This is a genomic window from Pseudomonas sp. ZY71 (assembly GCF_036542145.1).
In the GTDB taxonomy this organism is placed as follows: domain Bacteria; phylum Pseudomonadota; class Gammaproteobacteria; order Pseudomonadales; family Pseudomonadaceae; genus Aquipseudomonas; species Aquipseudomonas koreensis_A.
Window position 1 is genome coordinate 5,828,881 of sequence record NZ_CP144274.1, and the last position, 24,580, is coordinate 5,853,460.

Annotated in this window: 19 protein-coding genes; 9 read left to right on the forward strand and 10 right to left on the reverse strand. The window is 57.2% G+C overall.

All coding sequences use genetic code 11. The annotated features are described in order from the left end of the window. The 4 genes from VY732_RS25880 to hrpB all read right to left on the reverse strand — a co-directional run bounded on the left by VY732_RS25880 (nucleotide 1) and on the right by hrpB (nucleotide 8,002). Nucleotides 1–2,049, reverse strand: a complete 2,049-nt coding sequence (locus VY732_RS25880; RefSeq protein WP_331692518.1) for an integrase — start codon at nucleotides 2,047–2,049, stop codon at nucleotides 1–3. After that, the gene (locus VY732_RS25885) at nucleotides 2,049–3,899 is read right to left on the reverse strand and encodes a hypothetical protein (RefSeq protein WP_331692519.1); all 1,851 of its coding nucleotides are present in this window, start codon (nucleotides 3,897–3,899) and stop codon (nucleotides 2,049–2,051) included. The genes VY732_RS25880 and VY732_RS25885 overlap by 1 nt, the downstream gene beginning before the upstream one ends. A 43-nt stretch (nucleotides 3,900–3,942) precedes the next feature. Then, a complete protein-coding gene (locus VY732_RS25890; protein ID WP_331692520.1) occupies nucleotides 3,943–5,430 on the reverse strand; it encodes a site-specific integrase in 1,488 nt (495 codons plus the stop codon). 88 nt (nucleotides 5,431–5,518) lie between these two features. After that, complete coding sequence (hrpB, locus tag VY732_RS25895) at nucleotides 5,519–8,002, reverse strand: ATP-dependent helicase HrpB (protein ID WP_331692521.1); 2,484 nt, start codon at nucleotides 8,000–8,002, stop codon at nucleotides 5,519–5,521. Nucleotides 8,003–8,366: 364 nt separating this feature from the next. On the opposite strand from hrpB, the gene VY732_RS25900 reads away from it, so the two are divergent. After that, nucleotides 8,367–8,786, forward strand: coding sequence for a hypothetical protein (locus VY732_RS25900; RefSeq protein WP_016986146.1), 420 nt, complete (start codon nucleotides 8,367–8,369; stop codon nucleotides 8,784–8,786). Between the two features lie 12 nt (nucleotides 8,787–8,798). After that, on the forward strand, nucleotides 8,799–9,707 hold the full coding sequence (locus VY732_RS25905; RefSeq protein ID WP_077574648.1) for a cation diffusion facilitator family transporter: 909 nt from the start codon (nucleotides 8,799–8,801) through the stop codon (nucleotides 9,705–9,707). Here the strand turns inward: VY732_RS25905 and VY732_RS25910 are convergent. Beyond that, nucleotides 9,701–10,774 (reverse strand): DUF6515 family protein, encoded by a 1,074-nt coding sequence (locus tag VY732_RS25910; RefSeq protein ID WP_331692522.1) that lies wholly within the window; start codon nucleotides 10,772–10,774, stop codon nucleotides 9,701–9,703. The two genes, VY732_RS25905 and VY732_RS25910, sit on opposite strands and share 7 nt — an antisense overlap. Nucleotides 10,775–11,226: 452 nt before the next feature. Here VY732_RS25910 and VY732_RS25915 point away from each other — a divergent pair, with 452 nt between their 5' ends. Together VY732_RS25915 and VY732_RS25920 are read left to right on the forward strand one after the other, a co-directional pair. Continuing rightward, a complete protein-coding gene (locus VY732_RS25915) occupies nucleotides 11,227–11,706 on the forward strand; it encodes an Lrp/AsnC family transcriptional regulator (protein ID WP_008081091.1) in 480 nt (159 codons plus the stop codon). A 412-nt stretch (nucleotides 11,707–12,118) separates the two neighbouring features. After that, nucleotides 12,119–12,328 carry a DUF2788 domain-containing protein gene (locus tag VY732_RS25920; protein WP_007909655.1) on the forward strand — a complete coding sequence of 70 codons (210 nt, stop codon included), beginning with the start codon at nucleotides 12,119–12,121 and terminating at the stop codon, nucleotides 12,326–12,328. Here the strand turns inward: VY732_RS25920 and VY732_RS25925 are convergent. The 4 genes from VY732_RS25925 to VY732_RS25940 form a co-directional block, all read right to left on the reverse strand. Next, nucleotides 12,323–12,958: a pseudouridine synthase gene (locus VY732_RS25925; protein ID WP_116029843.1), complete on the reverse strand. Its 636-nt coding sequence runs from the start codon at nucleotides 12,956–12,958 to the stop codon at nucleotides 12,323–12,325. The two genes, VY732_RS25920 and VY732_RS25925, sit on opposite strands and share 6 nt — an antisense overlap. 70 nt (nucleotides 12,959–13,028) lie before the next feature. Further along, nucleotides 13,029–14,528, reverse strand: a complete 1,500-nt coding sequence (gene amn / locus VY732_RS25930) for an AMP nucleosidase (protein ID WP_161986511.1) — start codon at nucleotides 14,526–14,528, stop codon at nucleotides 13,029–13,031. Nucleotides 14,529–14,687: 159 nt separating this feature from the next. Then, nucleotides 14,688–16,358, reverse strand: a complete 1,671-nt coding sequence (locus VY732_RS25935; RefSeq protein ID WP_331692524.1) for an acyl-CoA dehydrogenase family protein — start codon at nucleotides 16,356–16,358, stop codon at nucleotides 14,688–14,690. A 96-nt stretch (nucleotides 16,359–16,454) separates the two neighbouring features. Then, nucleotides 16,455–18,809 (reverse strand): 7TM diverse intracellular signaling domain-containing protein, encoded by a 2,355-nt coding sequence (locus VY732_RS25940; protein WP_331692525.1) that lies wholly within the window; start codon nucleotides 18,807–18,809, stop codon nucleotides 16,455–16,457. A 303-nt stretch (nucleotides 18,810–19,112) separates the two neighbouring features. On the opposite strand from VY732_RS25940, the gene VY732_RS25945 reads away from it, so the two are divergent. The 4 genes from VY732_RS25945 (at nucleotide 19,113) to VY732_RS25960 (ending at nucleotide 22,631) form a co-directional block, all read left to right on the forward strand. Further along, nucleotides 19,113–19,910 (forward strand): hydroxymethylpyrimidine/phosphomethylpyrimidine kinase, encoded by a 798-nt coding sequence (locus tag VY732_RS25945; protein WP_007909650.1) that lies wholly within the window; start codon nucleotides 19,113–19,115, stop codon nucleotides 19,908–19,910. Nucleotides 19,911–19,928: 18 nt separating this feature from the next. Beyond that, the gene (gene thiE / locus VY732_RS25950; RefSeq protein WP_331692526.1) at nucleotides 19,929–20,552 is read left to right on the forward strand and encodes a thiamine phosphate synthase; all 624 of its coding nucleotides are present in this window, start codon (nucleotides 19,929–19,931) and stop codon (nucleotides 20,550–20,552) included. Between the two features lie 15 nt (nucleotides 20,553–20,567). Further along, nucleotides 20,568–21,851, forward strand: a complete 1,284-nt coding sequence (gene hemL / locus VY732_RS25955; protein WP_077574654.1) for a glutamate-1-semialdehyde 2,1-aminomutase — start codon at nucleotides 20,568–20,570, stop codon at nucleotides 21,849–21,851. A 225-nt stretch (nucleotides 21,852–22,076) separates the two neighbouring features. Continuing rightward, the gene (locus VY732_RS25960) at nucleotides 22,077–22,631 is read left to right on the forward strand and encodes a tetratricopeptide repeat protein (RefSeq protein WP_003228518.1); all 555 of its coding nucleotides are present in this window, start codon (nucleotides 22,077–22,079) and stop codon (nucleotides 22,629–22,631) included. Between the two features lie 137 nt (nucleotides 22,632–22,768). Here VY732_RS25960 and VY732_RS25965 read toward each other — a convergent pair whose 3' ends face one another. Continuing rightward, on the reverse strand, nucleotides 22,769–23,098 hold the full coding sequence (locus VY732_RS25965; protein WP_003185742.1) for a DUF1820 family protein: 330 nt from the start codon (nucleotides 23,096–23,098) through the stop codon (nucleotides 22,769–22,771). Nucleotides 23,099–23,231: 133 nt separating this feature from the next. Between VY732_RS25965 and miaB the strand changes: the two genes are divergently transcribed. Next, nucleotides 23,232–24,560, forward strand: coding sequence for a tRNA (N6-isopentenyl adenosine(37)-C2)-methylthiotransferase MiaB (gene miaB, locus VY732_RS25970; RefSeq protein WP_137216658.1), 1,329 nt, complete (start codon nucleotides 23,232–23,234; stop codon nucleotides 24,558–24,560). Nucleotides 24,561–24,580 lie beyond the last annotated feature (20 nt).

A 24,580-nucleotide genomic window follows, 5' to 3' on the forward strand; every position in this document is an offset into this window, starting at 1 on the left:
TCAATAGACCTCGTGTACGGGAATGAATTGCTGGTGAAATTTCTTCAAGCTGAGCAACTCAGTCTCAATTACTTGATATTCGCCCGAACCAGGCTCGTACAGAGCCAGATCTGCTTCATCATCGGCAATTGCACTCTCGAGCTTATCTTGCTCGAGGATTCCATCCTTGCAACTCAAGCAGGGAGTGATCTCGCCTAGAAGAAAAGTTTCGCACTTACCGGTTTTGGTACACGCACCCAAAAAGGTTGGCCGATAAGAAATCTTTCCGTCTTCAGCTTGTTTTTCAGTTTCTTCTCTCAGATCCACGAGATGAATATCACCCTTAGCCATTTTCTCACGCTGTTTAGAGATGTAACTACCTACGCCTCCGAATAGCGGAGCTTCATCACCGAATGCATGAGATAGCAAGTCATAGGCAATATTCATAGGAACGCCTGTTTGATATTCAAAGAGGACATGGTTTTTTGGCAAAACAAAATCACCTAACTTTTCATCGTAGTAGCCAAAAATTGTTTTCAGCCTCTCGAAATTGTTCGCATAGTATCGCGTCATCTGAGTGGACAGATGCTTAAACTGTTTGCGAAGGCTCGGAAGGGAAATGAATCCTGTGCTGCTTCCGTAAAATGCCAATGAGCGGCGAAACTGGTGACTGGTAAGCCGCCAAGGCATCCCAACTTTAAAACAATCATCGCCTGCAAAATCACGAGTGGGATCGCTGGCTTGCAATTCTTCTAGGTCATTTGGTTGAATGATGTAACGGGTCAGTAGAAACTGGGGTTTGGATACCTCGTTCCAACTCGACACACCAATTTTTGTATCTGCCCTATTGATGATCGCAGGATTGAGAAATAGCGGCATATCCTCGTGATTCACGCCGAACAGATGGGAGATTGCACGACAAATGGCGCGGGCAATTTCGACAGCACGGACGACCTCATCCGTAGCTAACCAAGCCGCGGACTTTCGGTATCCAGTGAATTTTGTCGTACTAGAAATTACATTCACGATCATCGGCTTATCACGAACCGTGCCTTCGTCATCTTCAGTAGCGGAAACAACCTCCTCCTCTCCAAGACATTTATAAGGCAACCGCATCACTTCTTGATCACGCATACCCGTGTAAACGTGTATTACCGTTTTCAAAATCCACTGAATCTTCAAGACAGCCGATGACAGAACGCCCCTCCCCTCGCAGGATAAGTCACCAGTAAAAACCTTTTTAAGTTTATGATTTTTTACTGCTTGATCAAACTCTGGCTGAAAAAAACTTGTATCTTTGTTGATCACTTTCTGATAGTTGATGGTGTATGCATAGCCTTCATGTTCAAAACACTTCAAGAATCGCTCTATCGGGTTTTTATGGATATATAGCACATCCATCCAGTCTCCCAATGAGTTAATAACATCAAGATAAATCCGAGTGGGGATCACAGGGTGTTGCTGAGCTTTTTCATCCCCACCGAAATCGAAGTCAAAAACACCGTGAAGTTTGTAACCTAGCCGAGCCTCACCAATGGCGACCATGTGGGAGATTAGGGCGCCCGTCAATTTTCGTTGAGTTCCGCCTATCTCATCCTTGTCCATCCAATGCCGGTACGCATTCAGGTATGCCGGATTACTGAACAACTCCTGCAGACTAATAACGCCTACTAAAGGATTGTCCTTGAAGCCGTAACAAAAACGTGCGGCGGTACGCAACGTCATGAAATACTGATAAAGCATACTCGCACTAATCCGACCCAATTGGCCGCTTTCAACGTAGAAAAGCAAACAAAACAAGAGATACCGCACCTCTTGAATAAGCGGTTCCTGATCAGCGAAAGACTTTTCAAAAATTGTATCAAAACCAATTGCAGAAATTGTATTTGCCTTTAATCGGATGGGGTTTAGATCCCATCTAATCCCACCATATGTAGCCGTGACCTTTCCATCCGCGTCCCGACAGATAACAAAATCATCAGATGGTCTCCAAGTAGGATCGACTGGGATAAGCGCTGCTGCTTCAAAATTGAGAATACCTTTGTCCAGGCTTTCAAAGAACTCGGCCATTAAATATAAATTCCCATTTTCTCATAACGCTGGAGGCGACTTTCCCAGAACGGAGTCAGTTTTCCCAAGTCAAAAACTTTTTTCTTCATTATTTTTACCAAATCAGCGGACGCATCCGATCTCTCAGAAATCGCATCGAGAATAGCGTCTATGCGAATCGCCACGTCCTTAAACGTTTCTTCCGAATACTCAAAATTCGGTGCATTCTCCCTGATTACCTCGATCACATATTGGAAACTCATCAGCTTCTGGATGTCAGTCTCATCAGAGTGCACAACATAGTGAATACAGAACAAACATCCATACTGGGTTTTGCAATCGGGCTCAATCGCGACGACGGGAATGTCTTTGCTGGGGTTATTCATCTCGTCGCAGTGACCAACAGCGATTGAAGTTATCCCTTTCTGGTCAGAGTTTTTGACCCTTTCGGCAGCTTTTTTTACTGCAGCCCAGTAATTTGAAAACTCTGCTTTCTGATTGGTTACCGTTGTACCAGAATATGACTGAGCATTTGTGCGCTCACTGTGATTCATCACCGCACTCACCAACAGCGGCGAGTGCTTCAAATGCTGTAGCGTCAGGCTTTTAAACTTCCGAACAAGCTGTGGAGGAATATTCTTTGAATCCTCAGGAACGAAAACGCCTTGAAGTTGATTATAAAACTTGGTTGAAAATCTACTTTCAAGCGGTACGAACTCAGCAGAGGAACGTCCCGATCTATCGAGCACATTGAAAAACAGATATTCACACTCGCAGCCATCAAGGATCCAATCTCTAAACTTCAGATATTCACGCAGAAGTTGCATGCCCGGCCCCCTTCCGATGGGATACGTAACCTTCAACCCCTTCGCTCTTAACTTCGTCGCGGTGAGCTCTTTTTTTAATGGGGATTTCACGAGCTCGATTGCATCATCGTAGAGAAAATTGATTACCTCCCCCGAATTCGCCCCTACAACAAGATTTATCAGGCAAGCATATGCTCTCATCGCGAAAGCAGCGATTTTCATTCTGAACGGATGATGAGAGTCGGCATTGCAACTATCGATAAGTTTTTGAGCACGATCAAGAGATTCGCGATGATCTGGCAAACGTGTTTTTGGTTTGGCGTGCCTCAGTTCTTCAAGCGTTAAGAGCCGACCGTCGCGATAATTGTACGCCGAAAAACCATACTCACCCTCTGAATAGGGCGTAATATACCTTCCATTACCAGGAAAAAAATGAGTACGATATTCCTTGGTTTCAAATTGCATTGGGAATGGAGCTACGTCCACTAAGAATCTAGAAAAAGTCAGCGCAATGTTCAAAACGATATCGATGTACTTTTTTACATCATCATCCTCAGGAGGTTCCAAACCTTCTTTTCTAGCTTTTATGCGCGAAACTCCGGCTACGATATATTCGTAATCGTTAGGAAACTGGAGTTGAAGTGTCCGCTTTAAAGCTTGCTGTCGTTGCTGACCGGTTAAGGGAGCCATACCTGCTGGTTTGAGAATCTCTTGAAAGAGATAGTTCGTATAATCTAAATATGAAACCCTGGCCGCCTCGGGATTACAATATACGTCGCTGTGCCCGTTGGCGTCACACCAAGTAATGCCGTAATCAACGTACTTAAAATCTGTTTCGATGCTTTTGTGCGTTAGTCCCCTAACATAATAGCCATCTAGCAGAGCGACTATGAGATTTTTTCTGCTGTTAATAAGAGAATCAGGGTTGACCGAATATCCACCGGTGATTTTATCAATTCGCCCTCGAACGGTGTAGGCGCAGACGCCTATATCGAATGGGCTAACTCGATGAGAAAGCTTTAAAGCTAGAAGTTCTGGATGCAGAATGTCTGCTTGGTTACCCATGTGCGATAAATCAATGACTTGAATTCCTCTAGCCTTTATATTATTAGACATTATTATCAACTAGAATCAAATCACTGTAAGTGGAAAGTTTGAACAAGGCATTCTCATAATCCTCCTGAGCGAGAATCTTCTCAGGAATCATTGTAAAGAGCTTCAGGTAGTTCTCCGTCGTCTCTCGACGCTCATGGTGCAAGCGCGATTGTATGATCGAAATTTCGTCACCAGGCTGCAAGCTTCCATCCTTAAGTCTTGGCGTTAAACGCTGATATAGCTGATAAGCGAATGTAGCTCGCAGCCAGTGATAAGTGAAATCCTTTGGAAATTCCGTGGAAGCACTTTGCATGATCTTCTTTTTTAAAGTATCGGTTACCGCACCCAGCGGCCTAGACTTGGCAAAAGGATAGCGAGGGTCGGTAGATGCCATGTAATAGCAATTGTTTTGCTCCGACAGAAATACGTACATCTCATCTTCTGCTATTGCTTCAAGTTCCGGGTATTTCATCGCATAAGCAGCTTGAAACTTTTGCCGACGTCTTTTTGCATACGGGCTTCTGACGTATGTTATCAAATCGTCAGCTAGTTGCTTGGGAACGTGCAGGATCTGAGGCTTGCTATTTTTGGTGTCAATCCCCGTTCCTGGCCCTGCGTTTAGAAGATACGACCCGTCGGATTGAAGCTTGCTTTTTTGCAGAGCCTCTACATGCTTGACACGAAGAGTTAATACGGTTTGCTTTCTGGCCCCCGTCATTACTGCCGATAGTATGATCAGGCGTTCTTGAGCGCTCCAATTATCTAACTCGATAATATCTATGAGCTGCGCAAGCTGCACGTTTGCTAGAGGTCTTAAGCATTCACCTTCATCGTCTACAAACCCCATCGGCACATTTTTTGTTTTATTATAGCTTTGGGTTTGGCTTCTTTTCTCTACCGTAATTTGTGTCGCTATTCCGTACTTATTTTCAATATAAAAATTTATCTCACGAACGGTATCAACACGTTCAATATCAATTTCATGCCAGTTGTTCGATACAAACTTGTAAAAGCTATAAACAACCCCGGTATACTGGTTAGCCACCTGCGCACCGCGTTCCGGCATATCTATCAGGTGGCGATGATACCGATAGGTTGGTCTTTGAGTTATCCGCTTTCCCGAAAAATCAAGCCAATCAATATTGTTGCTTTCGCAAAAAATCAGATAATCAAGCAGACGGCTTGCTTTACGCCTTGCCTCATCTGTTGGGCGACTTTTCGAGTGCTTGTCCCTGACAAGATTAAGTATGTATGAGTTAGCTTCAATCCAAGGCTCACCATTGCGATGAAACAGAAACGGCAGATTGAAAATACTTCGAGATATTGCGTCACCGAGCAACTCGTTTGCTTGGAAGCCATGAACTGAACTATCGACGCCATTGATTGTGACAGGCAATGAACCAGCAGGCTCTTGACCGAAATGAAGATCCGCAAAAGCTTCACGAACTTGCGGTATTACAACCAACCGGCCTACATGAGCCAGATTTTCGAAAGCGGCCACCAAGACACCCCACCCCAACAGAAGTGTCAATGATGAACGTTAAGCGATTGATTTTCAAGAGAAATGTCAATCCTTATTCGTTGCGTGATTAAGCTACTTGGAGAACGTTGCGTGATAGCTTCGGATAACGCCCCTTCAAATCCTTCTTCACCTCGGCATAGGTGCTGCGCCAGAAGTTCGCCAGATCCTGCGTCACCTGCACCGGTCGCCGCGCAGGCGATAGCAGATGCAATTTGACCACTTGCCGCCCACCGGCAATGCGCGGCGTATCGGCTAACCCGAACAATTCCTGCAAACGCACCGCGAGAATTGGTGGAAACTCGCTGTAGTCCAAACGAATCGATGAGCCCGACGGCACACTCAGATGATGCGGCGCCAGCTCATCGAGCTTTTGCGGCAACGGCCATGGCAGCAGGTTTCGCACAATGCTCGACAGATCCAGATTGGCAAAATGACTGAGCCGCGAGACCTTGCCCAGATACGGCATCAGCCAATCTTCGAGGGTGTTCAGCAACGTCGCGTCGCTGACATCCGGCCACTGACTGTCGTCCTGATGGTTCAATTCCAACTGCCGCAACAGCGCCAATCGCGCCTGCCACTGCCGCAGTTCCGGCGTCCACGGCAGCAACTCCAGACCTTTGCGCCGCACCAGATTGACCAGCGCCTGACTGCGCGCATTTTCGTCGAGACCGGTCAGCGGCTCGCGGCTGAGAATCAGCTCGCCGACCTTGCGTTGACGCTCGGCGCGCAGCACACCTTCGCGCTCATCCCAATCCAGTTGATCGACGTTGCGCACCTGTTCGGCCAGCACCGAATCGAACAGCGCCGGATCGAAATCCGCTGCCAGATAAATCCTTTCCTCACGCTGGCCCTGACGGCTGCCAAGATCGGCGATGACGATCCACGGCTGTTTCATCAGGCTGTCCGCTTCGGCGAACAGCGCCGCACGACCGTTGGCCAGACGATATTCAGCGCCACCGGCACGCCGCTGTTGCGCGACGCGATCCGGATAGGCCAGCGCCAGCAACGCGCCGAGCCAGCGCGGATGTTCAGGATCACTGACCGGCTCACTCGCTTTGCCGCGCAGGTACCCGCGATATTGCCGCGCCAGTTGCTTTGCGCGCTGCACCCCGCCCTGCGCACCACGGGCGGCGCGCTCTTCGCCGGAAAGCAGCACCAGACGACTGTGCAGATCGGCCCCGGCGCCACGCAAGATATCGCGCTCGCCGAGCAACGCGGCGACATCGCACGCCATGTTCGCCAGACCCAACGCCTGACCGCGCAGGAGCAAATGGCCGATGCGCGGATGCGCAGGCAACTCGGCCATGGCCTGACCATGAGTCGTCAGAGACTCGCCTTCTAGCGCGCCAAGTCGCTGCAACAAATCCTGCGCCTGGGCATAAGCCGCCGCTGGCGGGACATCGAGCCAGACCAGTTCGCCCGGCGTCACGCCCCAACGACCCAGTTGCAGCGCGAGGCTGGCGAGATCCGCCGAGAGAATTTCCGCACTGCCATACGCCGCCAGCTGTTCGTGCTGATCCTGCGACCACAAGCGATAACAAACACCCGGCTCCAGTCGCCCTGCCCGGCCCGCACGCTGAGTAGCGCTGGCCTTGGAAATCCGCTGAGTATCGAGACGCGTCATGCCGCTGCCGGGATCGAAACGCGGCACCCGCGCCAGCCCGGCGTCGATCACCACGCGCACGCCGTTGATGGTCAGACTGGTCTCGGCGATGTTGGTCGCCAGCACCACTTTGCGCTGACCGGCCGGCGCCGGATCGATCGCCGCGCGTTGCGCATTGAGGTCGAGTTCACCGTGCAACGGGCACAGCAACACATCGCTGCGCTGCCCAATGGCGTCGACCAATTGTTGATGGACGCGACGGATTTCCGCCTGCCCCGGCAGGAACACCAAGACGCTGCCGGTTTCGTCGTGCAGCGCTTCGAGTACGGTCTGGGTGACGCGTTGATCAATGTATTCGCCGGGCTGAAACGGCCGGCCCCAGCGCATCGTCACCGGATACATGCGCCCTTCGCTGCGCAGGATCGGCGCATCATCCAGCAACCCGGCCAGACGCTCGCCTTCGAGCGTGGCCGACATCAGCAAAATCTTCAGCGGCTGTTCAGCTCGGAACAGCTCGCGACCGTTCAGACTTAAGGCCAGCGCCAGATCGGCATCGAGGCTGCGCTCGTGAAATTCGTCGAAGATCAGCAGACCCACGCCTTCCAGCGCCGGGTCGTCCTGCAAGCGCCGGGTGAGAATGCCTTCGGTGACCACTTCGATGCGTGTGTTGGGGCCGACCTTGCTGTCGAGACGAATGCGATAACCAACGGTTTCCCCGACCTTCTCGCCCAACTCGCTGGCCAATCTTTCTGCGGCTGCACGCGCGGCGAGACGGCGCGGTTCAAGCATCAGAATGGTCTGCCCGGCCAGCCACGCTTCATTGAGCAAGGCCAACGGCACGCGGGTGGTTTTACCGGCGCCGGGCGGTGCTTCGAGCACGGCTTCGTGGCGCGTCGCCAAGGCTTCACGCAGGGCGGGTAAAACTTCATCGATTGGCAAAGAATTCATGCTGGCTCCCCAGGGCGTGCCCACAGTAAATTGCGAGTCGCGTTAAAGCTGTGAGCGTGCCAGGCAAGGCGCGGGACGCAGGTAAGGGTCGTTTCCTTGCCAAGTCCCGCAACGCAGCATGGCGCGCTCACAGCTTTAGCCCGGAGGGCCGAACCCCGATAGGATTCGTTGGCCTTCACGCGGTGTCGATCTGGAGAAAACAACTTCAATCCTCAACGTATTTCGGTAGGGGTGAGACGAGGCCGCAATTTACTTTGGGCACGCCCTGCCAGCGGCGAGTATAACGGCGAACTGCTTGGCGTTCGTCAGGGTCTTAACTTCACAAGACGAAGCTTCGTTATCAGATGACTCAGGAGATTTTCCCATGCGCTTACCTTTTCGCCTGATCGGCGGTGTACTGGTCGCCACCCTGCTCACGCAAATCACCGCGTGCGGTTCGATTTTCTACCCGGACCGGCGCGGTCAGATCGACGGCAAGATCGACCCGGCGATTGCAGTACTCGACGCCGTAGGCCTGCTCTTCTACATAATCCCCGGCCTGATCGCGTTTGCCGTCGACTTTGCCACCGGCGCGATCTACTTCGAACCCGGCCACACCGCGCAGATCGACCCGGCCAAACTCAAGCAAGCCATCGGCCCGGACGGTCAGGTCGATAATCACAAGCTGCAGGCTATTCTCGAAAGCGAGTTGGGCAGAGATTTCCCACTGGATGATCCGCGCCTGATTCAACACAAGGGCAGCACGCAGCAACTGGCGATGTTCGGCCTGCAACCCGCCGCTTAAAAAGGACGTTCAATGACATCCAGCCCCGAACACGCCCGCCTGCTGCGGCTGGCGACCCGCGCCTCGGTGGCGGTCGCGTGCACGCTGATCGTCGCCAAAGCCATCGCCTGGTGGCTGAGCGGTTCGGTGAGCATGCTCGCCGGCCTCACCGACTCGGCGCTGGATGGCGTCACTTCGATGCTCAATCTGCTGGCGGTGCATTACGCGCTGCGCCCGGCCGATGACGATCACCGTTATGGCCACGGCAAGGCGGAATCGCTGGCGGGCATGGCGCAGGCGTTGTTCATTGGCGGCAGTGCGGTATTGATCGCGTTTCAGGCGTTCGAACGGTTGAAGACGCCAGAGCCGATCGGCGCACCGTGGCTGAGCATCGGTGTGATTGTGTTTTCGTTGCTGCTGACGGCGGCGCTGCTGGTGTTGCAGCATCGGGTGATCAAGCAGACCGGCTCCAACGCCGTGCGCGCGGACTCGCTGCACTATCGCTCGGACATGTTGCTCAACGGCAGCATTCTGCTTGCGCTGATTTTGGCCGGGTTTGGTTTTGAGCAACTGGATGCGTGGTTCGGTCTGGGCATTGCTGCGTACATTTTGTGGAGCGCAATCCAGATCGCCCGGGAAAGTTTTTCGGTGCTGATGGATGAAGAGCTGCCGATGAATGTCAGTCAGCACATGCTCGAACTGGCCTGCAGTGTGCCGGGCGTGTTGGGCGCGCATGACTTGCGCACGCGGATCTCCGGCAACCACTGGTTCGTGCAGTTGCACCTGGAATTGCCGGGGGAGTTGACCTTGTCAGTGGCGCACGGCATCAGCGATCAAGCCGCCGATGCCATTCACAAAGCCTACCCGCGAGCCGAAGTGCTGGTGCACGCCGACCCGCAGGAAGTGGTCAAATCTGAACGGGCGCAAACCCGGCTTCAGTAACTGACCTGATAACCGCGACTGCTCAGGCAATTGCCCTGAGCCTGGCGGTAAGCCTGCACTACTTCGGGCGCTGGTTGATAGGTCGCGGTGCGCGGATCGAAACCGCTTTGCTGCACGGCGTACTGATAGCACTGGTAACCGTCTTGCTGCACTTGCTCCGGCGACTGGCCGTTGGCTGGATAGGCTTCGACGTCATAGCCTTGGGATTGCGGCTGCGGCTGTTGCTGCACCGGCGGCTCGACCACCACGTAATCTTGCGTCGCTTCCTGATACGCGTAGTAGGAACCGGCGGCGAGGAACAGCAGCGAACCACCGATCCACACTTCACGGGCGTAATCCGGCAGATACTGAATGCGGATCCCGCGCGGCGGTTGCACGACGATGTAGCGCGGGCCTTGTGGGCGATACCAGTAACCGCCGGAAAAGAAGTAATCCTGCCCGCGATACGGCACGCGGTAATCGCGATCCGGGAAACGGTCGATCACATGCCCCGGCCGATATTGCGGACCCGGGCCCCAACCGTTGCCGTGTCCGTCGGGACGTCCCGGCCAGCGATTGTCGTTGGGCCGGTTGCCGGTCTGCCATTGCTGGTTGTGGTAACCGTTCTGCGGACGCTCGTCGCGGTAGTAACCCTGACGCGGCTCCTGGGTCTGACGCACGGCGTCGGGCCGTGGCTGGATCGGCAGGCTATTGGCCGGCAGTTGCGGTGGCGGTGGTGGCTGGCGCACCGGGTTGGGATTGTAGGCCGGGCGGTTCTGGTCGTGGTTTTGCCACTGGCCATTGTTGTTGTGCTGCTGACCGTTGTGCTCGAACTGGCGGCTGTTGTCGCCACGAATGATCTCGTTGTTCTGCGGACGCGGCTGATTCTGTTGCGGCTGATTCTGCGATGGATTGCTCTGCGGGCGCGGCTGATTGTTGCCGCCATGGCCCTGATTATTGCCCTGATGGTCCGGGCCGTGGCCGCCGCCATCCGGTCCGCGATTCTGCGGCTCGTCGGCAAGCGCTTGCACACTGACACTCACACACAGCAAACCAACACCGGCCAGACGCCAGATGCGCGACTTCATGCTTTTTCTCACTGCGGGGCCTGCAAATGTAAGAGGACTTGTCACTAAGACCGGGAATACACACACCGGGTTCTGCAACAGGTTATCAGTCGCGCAACTTATTTATTGAGCGCTAGGGCATGAAATCGCAGGCAAGAAAAAAGGGAGACCCGTCGGCCTCCCTTCTAGAGAACTTCGTCCTGGCTCGACGCTTTTGACGTCGGCTCACCTCACGCCGTCTTCTGGACAGTGTGCAGCTCGGGGGCCGGCACAACCCCGGTGAGGGTGGCGGCCGCGGCAGGCCGGATAGGGCGGGCCGCGTGGACTGTGTTACCGAGCAGTGATTCTGGTGATAAGAATAGGCCTGAGGCGGCGACAGAGGATTGCGAAGATTGCTGAAATAAACACCACTTGCGCAATTTTTAACCCTGGATAGATAATCTGCCGCAATAGTTACAACCAAGGACAGATTGATGAGCAAACTCGACCGTTACGACCTGAGCATTTTGGCGGAATTGCAGCGCGACGCCCGCATCTCCAACCAGGAATTGGCCGAGCGCATCGGTCTGTCGCCCTCCCCGTGCTCGCGCCGGGTCAAGCAGCTGGAGGACGACGGCTACATTTCGCGTCAGGTGGCATTGCTCGATCGCAAGATGCTTGGGCTGAGCCTGACGGCGTATGTGCTGATCGGCATGGACCGGCACACGCCGGAGCGTTTCGAAAACTTCGAGGCGGCGATTCGTACGTTGCCGCAGGTGCTGGAGTGCAGCCTGGTGACGGGGGTGGATGCGGATTACCAGTTGAAGGTGGTGGTGCCAGATATGGATCACTATCAGAAGCTGTTGCTTGGGCACCTCACCCGGATTGAGGGCGTGACCAGCGTTCGTTCGAGCTTCGTACTGAATCAGGTGCTCAACAGCACTGAACTGCCCTTGACCCACCTGCGCAACTGATCAAAGGCACCCTCACCCCAGCCCTCTCCCGGAGGGAGAGGGGGCCGACCGAGGTGTCTGGCGTCATACATCGACCTGAAAGATTGAGTCGATTATGGATTCACAACAAAACGTTCAGGTCGGCGTATTCCTTGAACATCCCCCAATCAGTCCCCTCTCCCTCTGGGAGAGGGAGCCGACCGAGGTGTCTGCTGTCATACATCGACCTGAAAGATTGAGTCGATTATGGATTCACAACTTCTGGATCAAGTCGGTGTAGTTCTCAAGCATCCCCCGGTCAGTCCCCTCTCCCTCTGGGAGAGGGCTAGGGTGAGGGCAACAGTTCCGGATCAGACCCAGATCAATGCCACCCCACAAACCTTGGCGTATACTCGCCGCGCCCTTTTAGCCGCATGCGCGCCGGAGAAATCCAATGGATCCAGCATTATTAGAAGAGTGGATGATGACCGGCCTGGTCAGCATCCTGATCATTTTCATGGGTTTCATCGTCTGGGATCTGGCGAAGAAGTCCAAGGCCGGGCGCTTTGGCTCGTTCATTCTGTTCTTCGTGCTGGGCCTGGGCGTGGCCGCGTTCATCATCAAGAGTGTGGTGATCGGCCTGATCGAATCCGGCGCGTTATAAGCGCGCCGGCACTTCCTTCCACTGGCCTTGATCGAGCCCTTCGATCGTCCAGTCACCAATCCTGACCCGCACCAGCCGCAACGTCGGCAGACCGACCGCCGCGGTCATGCGCCGCACCTGACGGTTGCGCCCCTCGCGAATCACCAGCTCCAGCCACGAAGTCGGTATGGTCGCGCGAAAGCGCACCGGCGGATTGCGCGGCCACAGCTCAGGCTCATCCAGTTGCCGCGCCTCGGCGGGCAAGGTCATGCCGTCATTCAGCTCCACGCCGTCACGCAAACGCTGCAGCTGTTCGGCCGTCGGCACACCTTCAACCTGCACCCAATAGGTCTTCGCCAATTTGTGTTTCGGATCGGCGATGCGCGCCTGCAACTGCCCGTCGTTGGTCAACAGCAACAAGCCTTCGCTGTCGCGATCAAGGCGTCCGGCCGGATAAATGCCGGGCACATCGATGAAATCCTTGAGCGTCGCCCGCCCTTCACCGTCGCTGAATTGCGTGAGCACATCGAACGGTTTGTTGAACAGGATCAGCTTCGGCTCGGCCGGTGGAGCCTTGGCAACACGGCGCGGAGAAGAAGACTGAGGCTTCGCGCCAGGACGGCGGGAAGGTGGACGTGGAGGACGGGACATGGCGAAAAGAACATCTAACGGTCAGGGCTGCCAATGCTAGTAGCCTGACCGTTAAATGACCATCAACAAATCAGCGGAACGGCGGTTCGTCGAAGCTGCGCAGTTTGCGCGAGTGCAGCGAGTTGAGCTCGGTGCGCAGCAGATCCACCGCTTCGATGCCGATTTTCAAGTGCTGGCTGACTGCGCGTTCATAGAAGGCGTTGGCCGAACCCGGCAGTTTGATTTCACTGTGCAGCGGTTTGTCCGAAACGCACAGCAACGTGCCGTACGGCACCCGCAGGCGATAACCCTGCGCGGCAATCGTGCCGCTTTCCATGTCCACCGCCACAGCGCGGGACAGGTTGATCAACGGCCGTTCCTGCGCCCAACGCAATTCCCAGTTACGGTCGTCGTAGGTCAGCACGGTGCCGGTGCGCAGGCGTTTTTTCAGATCGTCGCCCTTTTCGCCGGTGACATTCGCCGCCGCCTGCTGCAACGCCATTTGCACCTCGGCCAGGGCCGGGATCGGAATGTTCGGCGGCACCACGCGGTCGAGAATGCCATCGCGACGCATATAAGCGTGCGCCAACACATAGTCGCCGATGGTCTGCGACTGACGCAGGCCACCGCAGTGGCCGATCATCAGCCAGCAATGCGGACGCAGCACCGCCAAGTGGTCAGTGATGTTCTTGGCGTTGGACGGGCCGACACCGATGTTGACCAGCGTCACGCCATGGCCATCGCTGGCGATCAGGTGATAGGCCGGCATCTGGTAACGGTGCCAGACCACACCGGCAGCAATCGCCGACGCCTCACCGTGATCCATGCCTTTCTCGATGATCACGTTGCCCGGCAACACCATGCGCACGAAACGCGGGTCGCTGCGCAGTTGCTCCAGACCATGGACGATGAACTGGTCGACGTAGCGGTGATAGTTGGTCAGCAGAATCCACGGCTGCACATGGCGCCAGTCGCTGCCGGTGTAGTGCACCAGACGGCGCAGCGAGAAATCCACGCGCGCCGCGTCGAACAAGGCCAGCGGCAGCGGATCGGTGTTTTCCCAGTCGTAGAGACCGTCGGCGATGCCATCGGTGGCCGCGGACAGATCGGTACTCGGGAAAACCCGCGCCAGCACCGCAGCGGTGACGCCGGAGCCGGCCAGTTCATCACCCTGCTCGACCACGTACGGATACGGAATGTTCTGCTGGCTGACACCGACTTCCACGGTCACTGTGAAGTCGTGCATCAGCGGCACAAGTTGTTCGAGCAGGTATTTGCGGAACGCCGCCGGGTGGGTGACGGTGACGCTGTAAGTGCCTGGCAGTTGCACCTTGGCGTAAGCGCGGGTGGTCTGCGGGACTTCGCCCTGGCAGTGATAGGTCAGACGCAGTTCGGGATAACGAAACAGAGCACGCTGCGCAGCGTCGGGTTCGACGCGATCCTTGAGGTAACGCTTGAGCGCCGAGTTCAGCGCAGTGGTGGCCCGCTCATGCAGCTCGGCCAGACGATCCACGGCTTGTTCGGCGGTTTGAACAACAATAAACGCTTCGGTCACGATCAGCTTCCTGTGTTCTGACTTGCAGAGCTTCATCTTGCCTGCATCGTGGCGTCACGGGAACAGTGGCATGTTGGCAACCGCACAATATGTCAGGCAGACCCGATCCCTGTAGGAGTGAGCCTGCTCGCGATAGCGGTCTATCCGTCGACATTTGCATTGACTGATACACCGCTATCGCGAGCAGGCTCACTCCTACAGGGGATGTGTGGGGGGGCAGAGAATCTGAGGGGTTGAGCGGGCGACGATGGCTTCGACGTCCAGCCCACGCGGCAAGGCGCCGTAGACGCGGCCGCCACCGCTCAGACGGCTGGCGATGAAAGCGTCGCTGACCACCGAGTTACCCGCTTCCAGCAACAGTTTGGCCTGCAACCCCAGCGCAATATCTTCAGTCAATTGCCGCGCCCGATACTGAATGTCGCTCGTATCCTTGAACTGCGCCTGCAACTGCTGAATATGCGCAGCCAGTCGCTTGTCGCCATGCCCGTCGCCCAACTCGCTGAACAACACATCCAGCACGCCCGGCTCTTTCGACAAGGCCCGCAGCACGTCCAGGCACTGCACATTGCCCGAGCCTTCCCACGTCGAGTTCACCGGCGCCTCGCGGTACAGACGCGGCAGGATACTGTCCTCGACATAACCGGCGCCGCCCATACATTCCGCCGCTTCATTGATCATCCCCGGCGCACGCTTGCAGATCCAATATTTGCCCACGGCCGTCACCAACCGGGCGAACTGCGCTTCGTGGCGATCATCCAGATGATCCAGCGCCTTGCCCATGCGCAAACTCAGGGCCAGCGCGGCTTCGCTTTCCAGGGCCAGATCGGCCAGCACGTTTTGCATCAATGGCTGCTCGCTGAGCAGTTTGCCGCCGACCTTGCGGTGCGCGCAGTGGTGGCTGGCCTGAGTCAGCGCCTGGCGCATCAACGAACTGGAACCGACCATGCAATCGAATCGGGTCATCGCCACCATCTCGATGATGGTTGGCACGCCGCGCCCTTCCTCACCGACCATCCACGCCAGCGCGCCACGGAACTCCACTTCGCTGGAGGCGTTGGACTGGTTACCGAGTTTGTTTTTCAGGCGCTGGATGTAGAACTGATTACGCGTGTCGTCCGGGCGATGGCGCGGCAGCAGGAAGCAGCTCAAGCCCTTGTCGGTCTGCGCCAGCGTCAGGAAGGCATCGCACATCGGCGCCGAGCAGAACCACTTGTGCCCGACCAGTTCATAGGCCTGACCCGGACCACTGGCGCCGACCGGATACGCCTTGGTGGTGTTGGCGCGCACGTCGGTGCCGCCCTGTTTCTCGGTCATGGCCATGCCGATGGTCACGCCGGCCTTGTGCGCCATGCCGACGTTGCGCGGGTCATATTCAGTGGCGAGGACTTTCGGCAGCCACTGCTCAGCGAGGTTCGGCTGCAAACGTAGCGCCGGCACACTGGCGAAGGTCATGGTCAACGGGCAACCGCTGCCTGCCTCGGCCTGACTGTGCAGGTAAGTCATCGAGGCGCGCGCGACGTGGGCCCCATCCTGTGGATGCGCCCATGGCAGCGAAGTCAGGCCATGCTCGATCGCCGTGCGCATCAGCTCGTGATAGGCCGGGTGAAATTCCACCAGATCAATGCGATGACCATAGCGGTCATGGCTGGCAAACACCGGTTTGTTCTGATTGGCGAGGAACCCGGCTTCCATCAACGGCCCGCCGGCGAGCGCGCCGTAGGCATCGATCCGCGACTCGGCCCAACCAGCACCAAAGCGCCGCGACCACTCCTGCAACGGCAGGTCGATGCGGTACAGGTTGGTGCCGTCCAGCGACGGTGGCTGGTTGGTGACTTCGTGGGTTTCGGCGAACTGATGCAGGTTCATGACGGGCTCCTTTGCTCAACCAAGAGATCCAGTTAAGCACCGCCCCAAGGTTGATCAAAGTGTCATATCCGCCGATTTTGCGGCGCTTTTACCCTATCAACAACTAAGTACGCGACGCTCCAGTGCTGACTTCAAGTCCTCGAATTTCACCGGTTTGTTCAGGTAATCGATAGCGGCACCGGTGCTGCAGAGCTCTCGGTCGGCGGTTAGCGCCAACATAAACACCGGCAAATTCGCGCAGCCTGGCAACGCATGAATCTGGCAGCACAATGATGCGCCGTCGTGAGCCGGCAACTGGCAATCGATCAGCACCGCATCGAAGGCTTCTCGCTGCAGGCAGTCCAATGCCGCCGCACCGTTATCGGCGGTACGCACGCGGAAGCCGAGCTTGAGCAACATGCCACGCATCACCAGTTGGTTGACGCTGTTGTCGTCCACCAGCAACACCGTGCAGTCCTGCGGTGCGCGCACGCAATCGTGTGAAGGCACAGAGATCGGCGCAGCCTCAACCACCGGCAACTCAAACTCGACATCCAATTGGAAGCGGCTGCCACGCCCGGGCTCCGAGCGATGAGTGAGCTTGCCGCCGAGCAACTCGACCAACTGTCGGCAGATCGCCAGACCGACGCCCAGCCCGCCGTATTCGCGGGTCATCGAACCGTCAAGCTGGAAGAAGCGCTGGTACATCGTCGCTTCGCCCAGATCAGTGAAACCGATACCGGTGTCGATCACCGCAAACGACAGCGCCAGACGATTGCCCGTCGACGGTTTGCCCGTCACGCGCAACGCCAACCCACCGACACGGGTGAACTTGATCGCATTGTCGAGCAGGCATTCCAGGCATTGCGCGAGTTTTGCGCTGTCGCCGTGCAAGCGATCCGGCAGGGTCGGCAGCACCTCGACTTTGAAGTCCAGCGACTTGCTCGCCGCGTTGCCGTCGAACTGCACGCGCAACGCTTCAACTACTGCGCGCAGACTGAAGCTGCCCGGCGATGCCTTGAGCTTGCCGGCCTGCAATTCGGTCAGGGTAAGGATGCCGTTGACCATGCGCATCATGTCCCGCGCGGAACCGGCGGCGGTCTGCTGATATTGCTCAAGCTCCGGATCCAGATCGACGGTCTGCATCAGTTCCAGCGAACCGATCACACCGTTCATTGGCGTGCGCAGTTCGTGGGTCAAGGTCGCGAGGAATTCGTCTTTGAGCTTGTTGCTGTGGGCCAGTTGCTGGTTGAGCACTTCGAGTTTCTGCCCGGCGTCGTACAGGGTTTGCGCCTGTTGCTCACGCATCGCGTTGATGCGGTCGGCCAGTGCCAGCGACAGCAGCGCCACCTCGATGGCCGAGCCGATCTGGCTGGCGTACATGGTCAGGAACACATTTGGCAGCAGGCCCAGCACCATCAGCGTGTTGACGATGCCGCCGAGCAGGAACGCCGACCAGGCGATGATGAAATAGCGCGCCACCCGCAAGCCGCGCCACCAGGCCAGAATCCCTGCGGCGAAAATCACCACAGTGAAGGTCAGCGCCAGTATCGTCGCCAAGCGCAGCGACAACGCGTAACTGGTCATCAGCGACAAACCGATGACCAATGCTCCGAAGGCAATCAGCCCGATCAACAAGCGGTCGAGCCAGCGACTGTGGGTTTTGGTCTGCAGGAAGCTGCGGGCGAACTGGCTGCCGAACAACCCGGCGCAACCGATGAAGAATGGCGTCGCGGCGTTGGCCCACCACGGATTGTCCGGCCAGAAATATTCGACCGCCGCACCGTTCACCGACAACTGATAAAGGCCAAACGAGGCAATGTAGAAGATGTAATAGAGGTAACTGGTATCGCGCACGCTGAGGAAGATGAACAGGTTGTAGACCACCATCCCTAACAGCACGCCATAAATGATGCCGAGCACATACAGGCGCACTGGCTGGTCTTCGAGGTACGCCGTGCTCGACCATAACGTGACCGGTGCCTGAATCGAACCTTCGCTGGCCAGTCGCAGGTACACGGTTTGCTGTTGATCCGGTTTGAATGAAAGGTCGAACAGATAGTTGTTCTGGCGAATCTCGCGGCTGGCGAACGGCAAGGCATCGCCGGTTTGCCGGACGAGGCGGTAGTCGCCAGCGGCATCGGGCATGTACAGGTCGAGATGGTCGAGCGGTGGATAAGCCAGTTCCAGCAGCCAGGTGCGCTGGGCGGCGGGATTGCTCGGACGATAATGCAGGTCGATCTTCAGCCAGAACGCCGAGCGTGAATAACCGGCATTGAGCGTGGCTTTATCGTGAGGTTTGAAATTGCCGGCGGCAGCTTGCGCACGAACATCGGCAATGCTCGCCTGACCGCTCGGGTCTTCGAACACTTGCAGCGACCGGCCCAGAGGGAGGCTCTGGGTAAATTCGTCGAATTCGACGGCGCTCGCCATAAGGGGCAAGCAGAACAGCAACATCAGCAGATAGCGCATTGAAGCCCCAGCGTGGCTCGTCCGGTTGTGTCAGGAAGCCCCCCATTCCCTTTGAGTAGACGTAAAACCGGTATTACCTGTTATTGGTTTGGATCCAGACTAGCATAGCCGTTGATGGCCATTGAGCACCATTGAAATTTTTCCTACAAAGGCTCTAGAACGGGCATTCCAGAGCAAAGCAGCGAGCTAGAGCTGTTGAGTTGGTCAGCTTGTGACAGAGCGGTCGGATTCTCCTGCCAGGTTATCGCCCCGGGACAACGGCACTGAACCCGAAAATCAGGTTTGGTGGTAAGCTCGCGCACCATGAATATCTACAGCTCCCGCCCCGTTGTCCTCTGTCTCTCCGGCCACGACCCAAGTGGTGGCGCCGGCTTGCAGGCAGATATCGAAGCTCTGCTCGCGCAGGGTTGCCATGCGGCTCCGGCCGTCACCGCCCTGACCGTGCAAGACACCGTCAACGTCACTGACTTCCGCGTCCTCGACCGTGAGTGGGTACTGGCCCAGGCCAATGCCGTGCTCAACGATTCCGAAGTCGCTGCGGTCAAACTGGGCATGCTCGGTTCGCTGGAAATGGTCGACACCGTTGTCGAACTGCTTTCGGCGCACCCGCACTTGCCAGTGGTCTGCGACCCGGTGCTGCGCGCCGGTGGCGGCGGACGCCTGGGCAAGGACGAGGTCGGCTACGCGATGCGCGAGCGTCTGCTGCCGCTATCGATCATTGCCACCCCCAACCTTCCTGAAGCGCGCATCCTCGCCGAACTGCCCGAAGGCACTGCCGACGAGTGCGCTGAAAAACTCCTGCCGTTCGTCAAAAACCTGCTGATCACCGGCGGCCACGGCGACGAAACTGAAATCCACAACCGCGTGTACAGCCGCGACGGTTTGCGTGAAACCTTTATCTGTCAGCGTCTGCCGGGCAGCTATCACGGTTCCGGTTGCACGTTGGCCAGTGCTTTGGCCGGTCGCCTGGCGCAGGGCGAACACCTCGCCAGCGCCGTGCGCAGTGCACTGGATTACACTTGGCGCACCCTGCGCGATGCCGAACAACTGGGCAAAGGCCAGTTCGTTCCGCGTCGCCTGCCGCTGGATTTCTGCTCGTAACGTCGTGAGGTCTGCCCGATGAAACTACGTGGCCTGTATGCCATTACCGACAGCACATTGCTGGCGGGCAAGTTTCTGTCTTACGTGGAGGCGGCGCTGGAAGGCGGCGTCACCCTGCTGCAATACCGCGACAAGAGCAGCGACGAGGCCCGCCGTTTGCGCGAGGCCGAAGCGCTACGTGATCTGTGCGAGCGCTACAAGACGCAACTGATCATCAACGATGACGCTGAGCTGGCGGCGCGCCTCAACGTCGGCGTGCACCTCGGTCAGACCGATGGCCCGCTGTCGCCGACCCGCGCCCTGCTCGGTTCCAAAGCGATCATCGGTTCGACCTGCCACGCGCAAATCGCGCTGGCCGAACAAGCGGCCAAAGAAGGCGCGAGCTATGTCGCCTTCGGCCGCCTCTTCAATTCCAACACCAAACCCGGCGCGCCGACCTGCAGCCTCGATCTGCTTGACGAGGCCAAACGCACGCTGCACCTGCCGGTCTGCGCGATTGGCGGCATCACCCTCGACAACGCTGCACCGCTAGTGGCCCATGGCGTCGACCTGCTCGCCGTGGTCCACGGTCTGTTTGGTGCCGAAAGCAGCGCCGAAGTGACCCGCCGCGCCCGCGCGTTCAATGAATTACTGAAAGTCTGATTTGAGAGCCCGATCATGTCTCGTTCCGAAACCCTGTTTGCCAATGCCCAGAAACACATTCCCGGTGGCGTGAACTCGCCCGTTCGTGCGTTCAAGAGCGTTGGCGGCACGCCGTTGTTCTTCAAACACGCCGAAGGCGCTTACGTAACCGACGAAGACGATAAGCGTTATGTCGATTACGTCGGTTCGTGGGGTCCGATGATCCTCGGCCACAGCCACCCGGACGTGCTCGATGCGGTGCGTAATCAGCTGCAACACGGCTTGTCGTACGGCGCGCCGACCGCGATGGAAACCGAGATGGCCGACCTGGTCTGCTCGCTGGTGCCATCGATGGACATGGTGCGCATGGTCAGCTCCGGTACTGAAGCGACCATGAGCGCGATCCGTCTGGCCCGTGGTTACACCGGCCGCGACAGCATCATCAAGTTCGAAGGCTGCTACCACGGTCATTCCGACAGCCTGCTGGTCAAGGCCGGTTCCGGCGCACTGACCCAAGGCGTGCCGAGCTCGGCCGGCGTACCGGCGGCCTTCGCCAAACACACCCTGACCCTGCCGTTCAACGACATCGACGCGGTGGAAAAGATGCTCGCTGAAGTCGGCGAGGAAGTGGCGTGCATCATCGTTGAACCGGTGGCCGGCAACATGAACTGCGTGCCACCGGCACCGGGCTTCCTCGAAGGCCTGCGTTCGCTGTGCGACAAACATGGTGTGGTGCTGATTTTCGACGAAGTGATGACCGGTTTCCGCGTTGCCCTCGGCGGTGCTCAAGCGTACTACGGGGTCAATCCTGACCTGACCACCTTCGGCAAGATCATCGGCGGCGGCATGCCGGTTGGCTGCTTCGGCGGCAAGCGTGAAATCATGCAGCGCATCGCGCCACTGGGTCCGGTGTATCAGGCCGGTACGCTGTCGGGTAACCCACTGGCCATGGCCGCTGGTTTGACCACGCTGCGTCTGATCAGCCGTCCGGGCTTCCACGCTGAGCTGACCGACTACACCACGCGTCTGCTCGACGGTCTGCAACAACGCGCCGACGCCGCCGGTATTCCGTTCGTGACCACCCAGGCTGGCGGCATGTTCGGCCTGTACTTCAGCGGCGCCGATGACATCGTCACCTTTGAAGACGTGATGGCCAGCGACGCTGCGCTGTTCGGGCGCTTCTTCCACCTGATGCTGGAAGGTGGCGTGTACCTCGCACCGAGCGCTTTCGAAGCTGGTTTCACCTCGATCGCTCACGGCGAAGCCGAGTTGCAACTGACGCTGGACGCTGCCGAGCGTGCCTTCGCTGCACTGAAATAATTGCCGTACCGCTGACGTTGGCTATCGCCAGCGTCAGCATTCACCTACATCCGCGCTGTTTTTCCGATGCCCCTGCTAAAAATCTCCCCTAAAGTGGGCGATATATTCCCCGCGCAGCAGAAAAACGAGTAAAGACTTTGTAAGGTTGGCCCTGCTTATTTCATAATGCGCGCTTATTGGATCCCTCGATGGGTCCGCGTGCCCTTCAGAGGTAAGTCGATTCCCATGAACCGCACCGGCCGCACCCTTGCCTTGGGCTGCCTGTTGCTCCTTCAGCCCCTGCTCGCGCATGCACAAGCAGGCGGCAACTCGTTGTTGATCCCGGCGATGGGTCGTTGCACCCTCAATACTCAGCCGCAAGACGTCACGCAGGCACTGGCCGCCTGCCAGAAAGCGGCGGACGAAGGGGATGCGCAAGCGCAATACGAGTTGGGTGAGTTCTACTACGACGGCAAGAATGCGCCGCGCGACCTCAATCAAGCCCTGAGCTATTTCGAAAAAGCCTCGTTGCAAGGCCACGCTCAGGCTCAGTTCAAGCTCGGCACGATGTTCTTCCACGGTGAAGGCGTGCAGGCCAACAACATTCAGGCGTATATCGTGCTGAAGATGGCCGCGGTCAACGGCGCTGAAGATGCGCTGGACACGGCCGACGAAGTTTCCGAAAAAATGTCCCGCGAAGACCTCGAAACCGCGACCCAGGTGCTCGGGCAAATTTTCCGTAAATACCTGATGGAACTGCAGAGCGCCGATGGGCGTACGCCTTTCTCACCGCTTCCCTGATTTTTGCATCGACCTTCCTGACCTCTTCGCGAGCAGGCTCGCTCCCACAGGGATCTTCTGAACACTGGAGATCTACTGTGGGAGCGACGGTGCGACGATTCGACCTGCTCGCGAATGAGGCGACTCGGTGTTACGGCTTACTTCTCAGGCATCGGCATCGGGAACGGCATCACATTGCCGACCGCGCCACGGGCTTCGCTGATTTTCGGGGTGCCCAGACGTTCCACTTCGTCGATGCGCACGATCGAATGCATCGGCACAAAGCTGCGCACCACGCCTTCAAACTGCGCCTTGAGCTTTTCTTCGCTCGGGTCGACGACCACTTGCGTGCGCTCGCCAAAGACGAACTCTTCCACTTCCAGAAAGCCCCACAGATCACTTTGATAGATCTGCTTGGCGTACATTTCGAACACCTGGCCCTGGTTGAGGAAAATCACCTTATAGATTGGAGCTTCGCGTTTGGTCATGGCGGGGGGATAACATCGGGGATAAAAATGAGGGCGCAAACTATAGCATAGCCTCCGGACGCGCAGCGGTAGGAACCTGAAGGCTTGTTCCCTATAATGCCGGGTTCTTTGAATCACGTGACGACCCTACTCCATGGCCAAGAAGCTTTACATCGAAACCCACGGTTGCCAGATGAACGAGTACGACAGCTCGCGCATGGTCGACCTGCTGGGCGAACACCAGGCCCTGGAAGTCACCGCGCGTGCGGAAGACGCCGACGTGATTCTGCTCAACACTTGCTCGATCCGCGAGCGCGCCCAGGATCGCGTGTATTCGCAGCTCGGCCGCTGGCGCGAACTGAAACTGGCCAACCCCGACATGGTCATCGCCGTCGGCGGTTGCGTGGCCAGCCAGGAAGGCGCGGCGATCCGCGATCGCGCGCCGTACGTCGACGTGGTCTTTGGCCCGCAGACCCTGCACCGCCTGCCGGAAATGATCGACGCCGCGCGCATCACCAAGTTGCCGCAGGTCGACGTCTCGTTCCCGGAAATCGAAAAATTCGACCATTTGCCCGAGCCGCGCATCGATGGCCCGAGCGCCTATGTGTCGGTGATGGAAGGCTGCAGCAAATACTGCACGTTCTGCGTGGTGCCTTATACCCGCGGTGAAGAAGTCAGCCGGCCGTTCGATGACGTGATCGCCGAAGTCATCCACCTCGCCGAAAACGGCGTGCGTGAAGTGACCCTGCTGGGGCAGAACGTCAACGGCTATCGCGGCACCACCCATGACGGTCGTCTGGCCGATCTGGCCGAGCTGATCCGCGTTGTCGCCGCGATCGATGGCATCGATCGCATTCGCTACACCACTTCGCATCCACTGGAGTTCTCCGACAGCCTGATCCAGGCCCACGCCGATGTGCCGGAACTGGTCAAGCACCTGCACTTGCCGGTGCAATCGGGCTCCGACCGGATTCTCGCGGCGATGAAGCGCAATCACACCGCGCTGGAGTACAAATCCAAACTGCGCAAACTGCGCGCCGCGGTGCCGGGAATCTGCATCAGTTCGGACTTCATCGTCGGCTTCCCTGGCGAGACCGAGAAAGATTTCGAACAGACCATGAAGCTGATTGCCGACGTCGGTTTCGACTTCTCTTATTCCTTCGTCTATAGCCAGCGCCCGGGCACCCCGGCTGCCGATCTGGCCGACGACACCCCGGAAGAGCTGAAGAAGGAGCGCCTGAACGCGCTGCAACATCGCTTGAATCAGCAAGGTTTCGAGATCAGCCGACAAATGGTCGGCTCGACCCAGCGGATTCTGGTAACTGATTATTCGAAGAAAGACCCGGGCGAGCTGCAAGGGCGCACCGAGAATAATCGTATCGTCAACTTCCGCTGCGACAATCCAACCCTGATCGGTCAGTTCGCCGACGTGCATATCGACGCGGCACAACCGCACTCGCTGCGAGGCTCGCTGATCCAATAATCAACACAGGGCACTGTGGG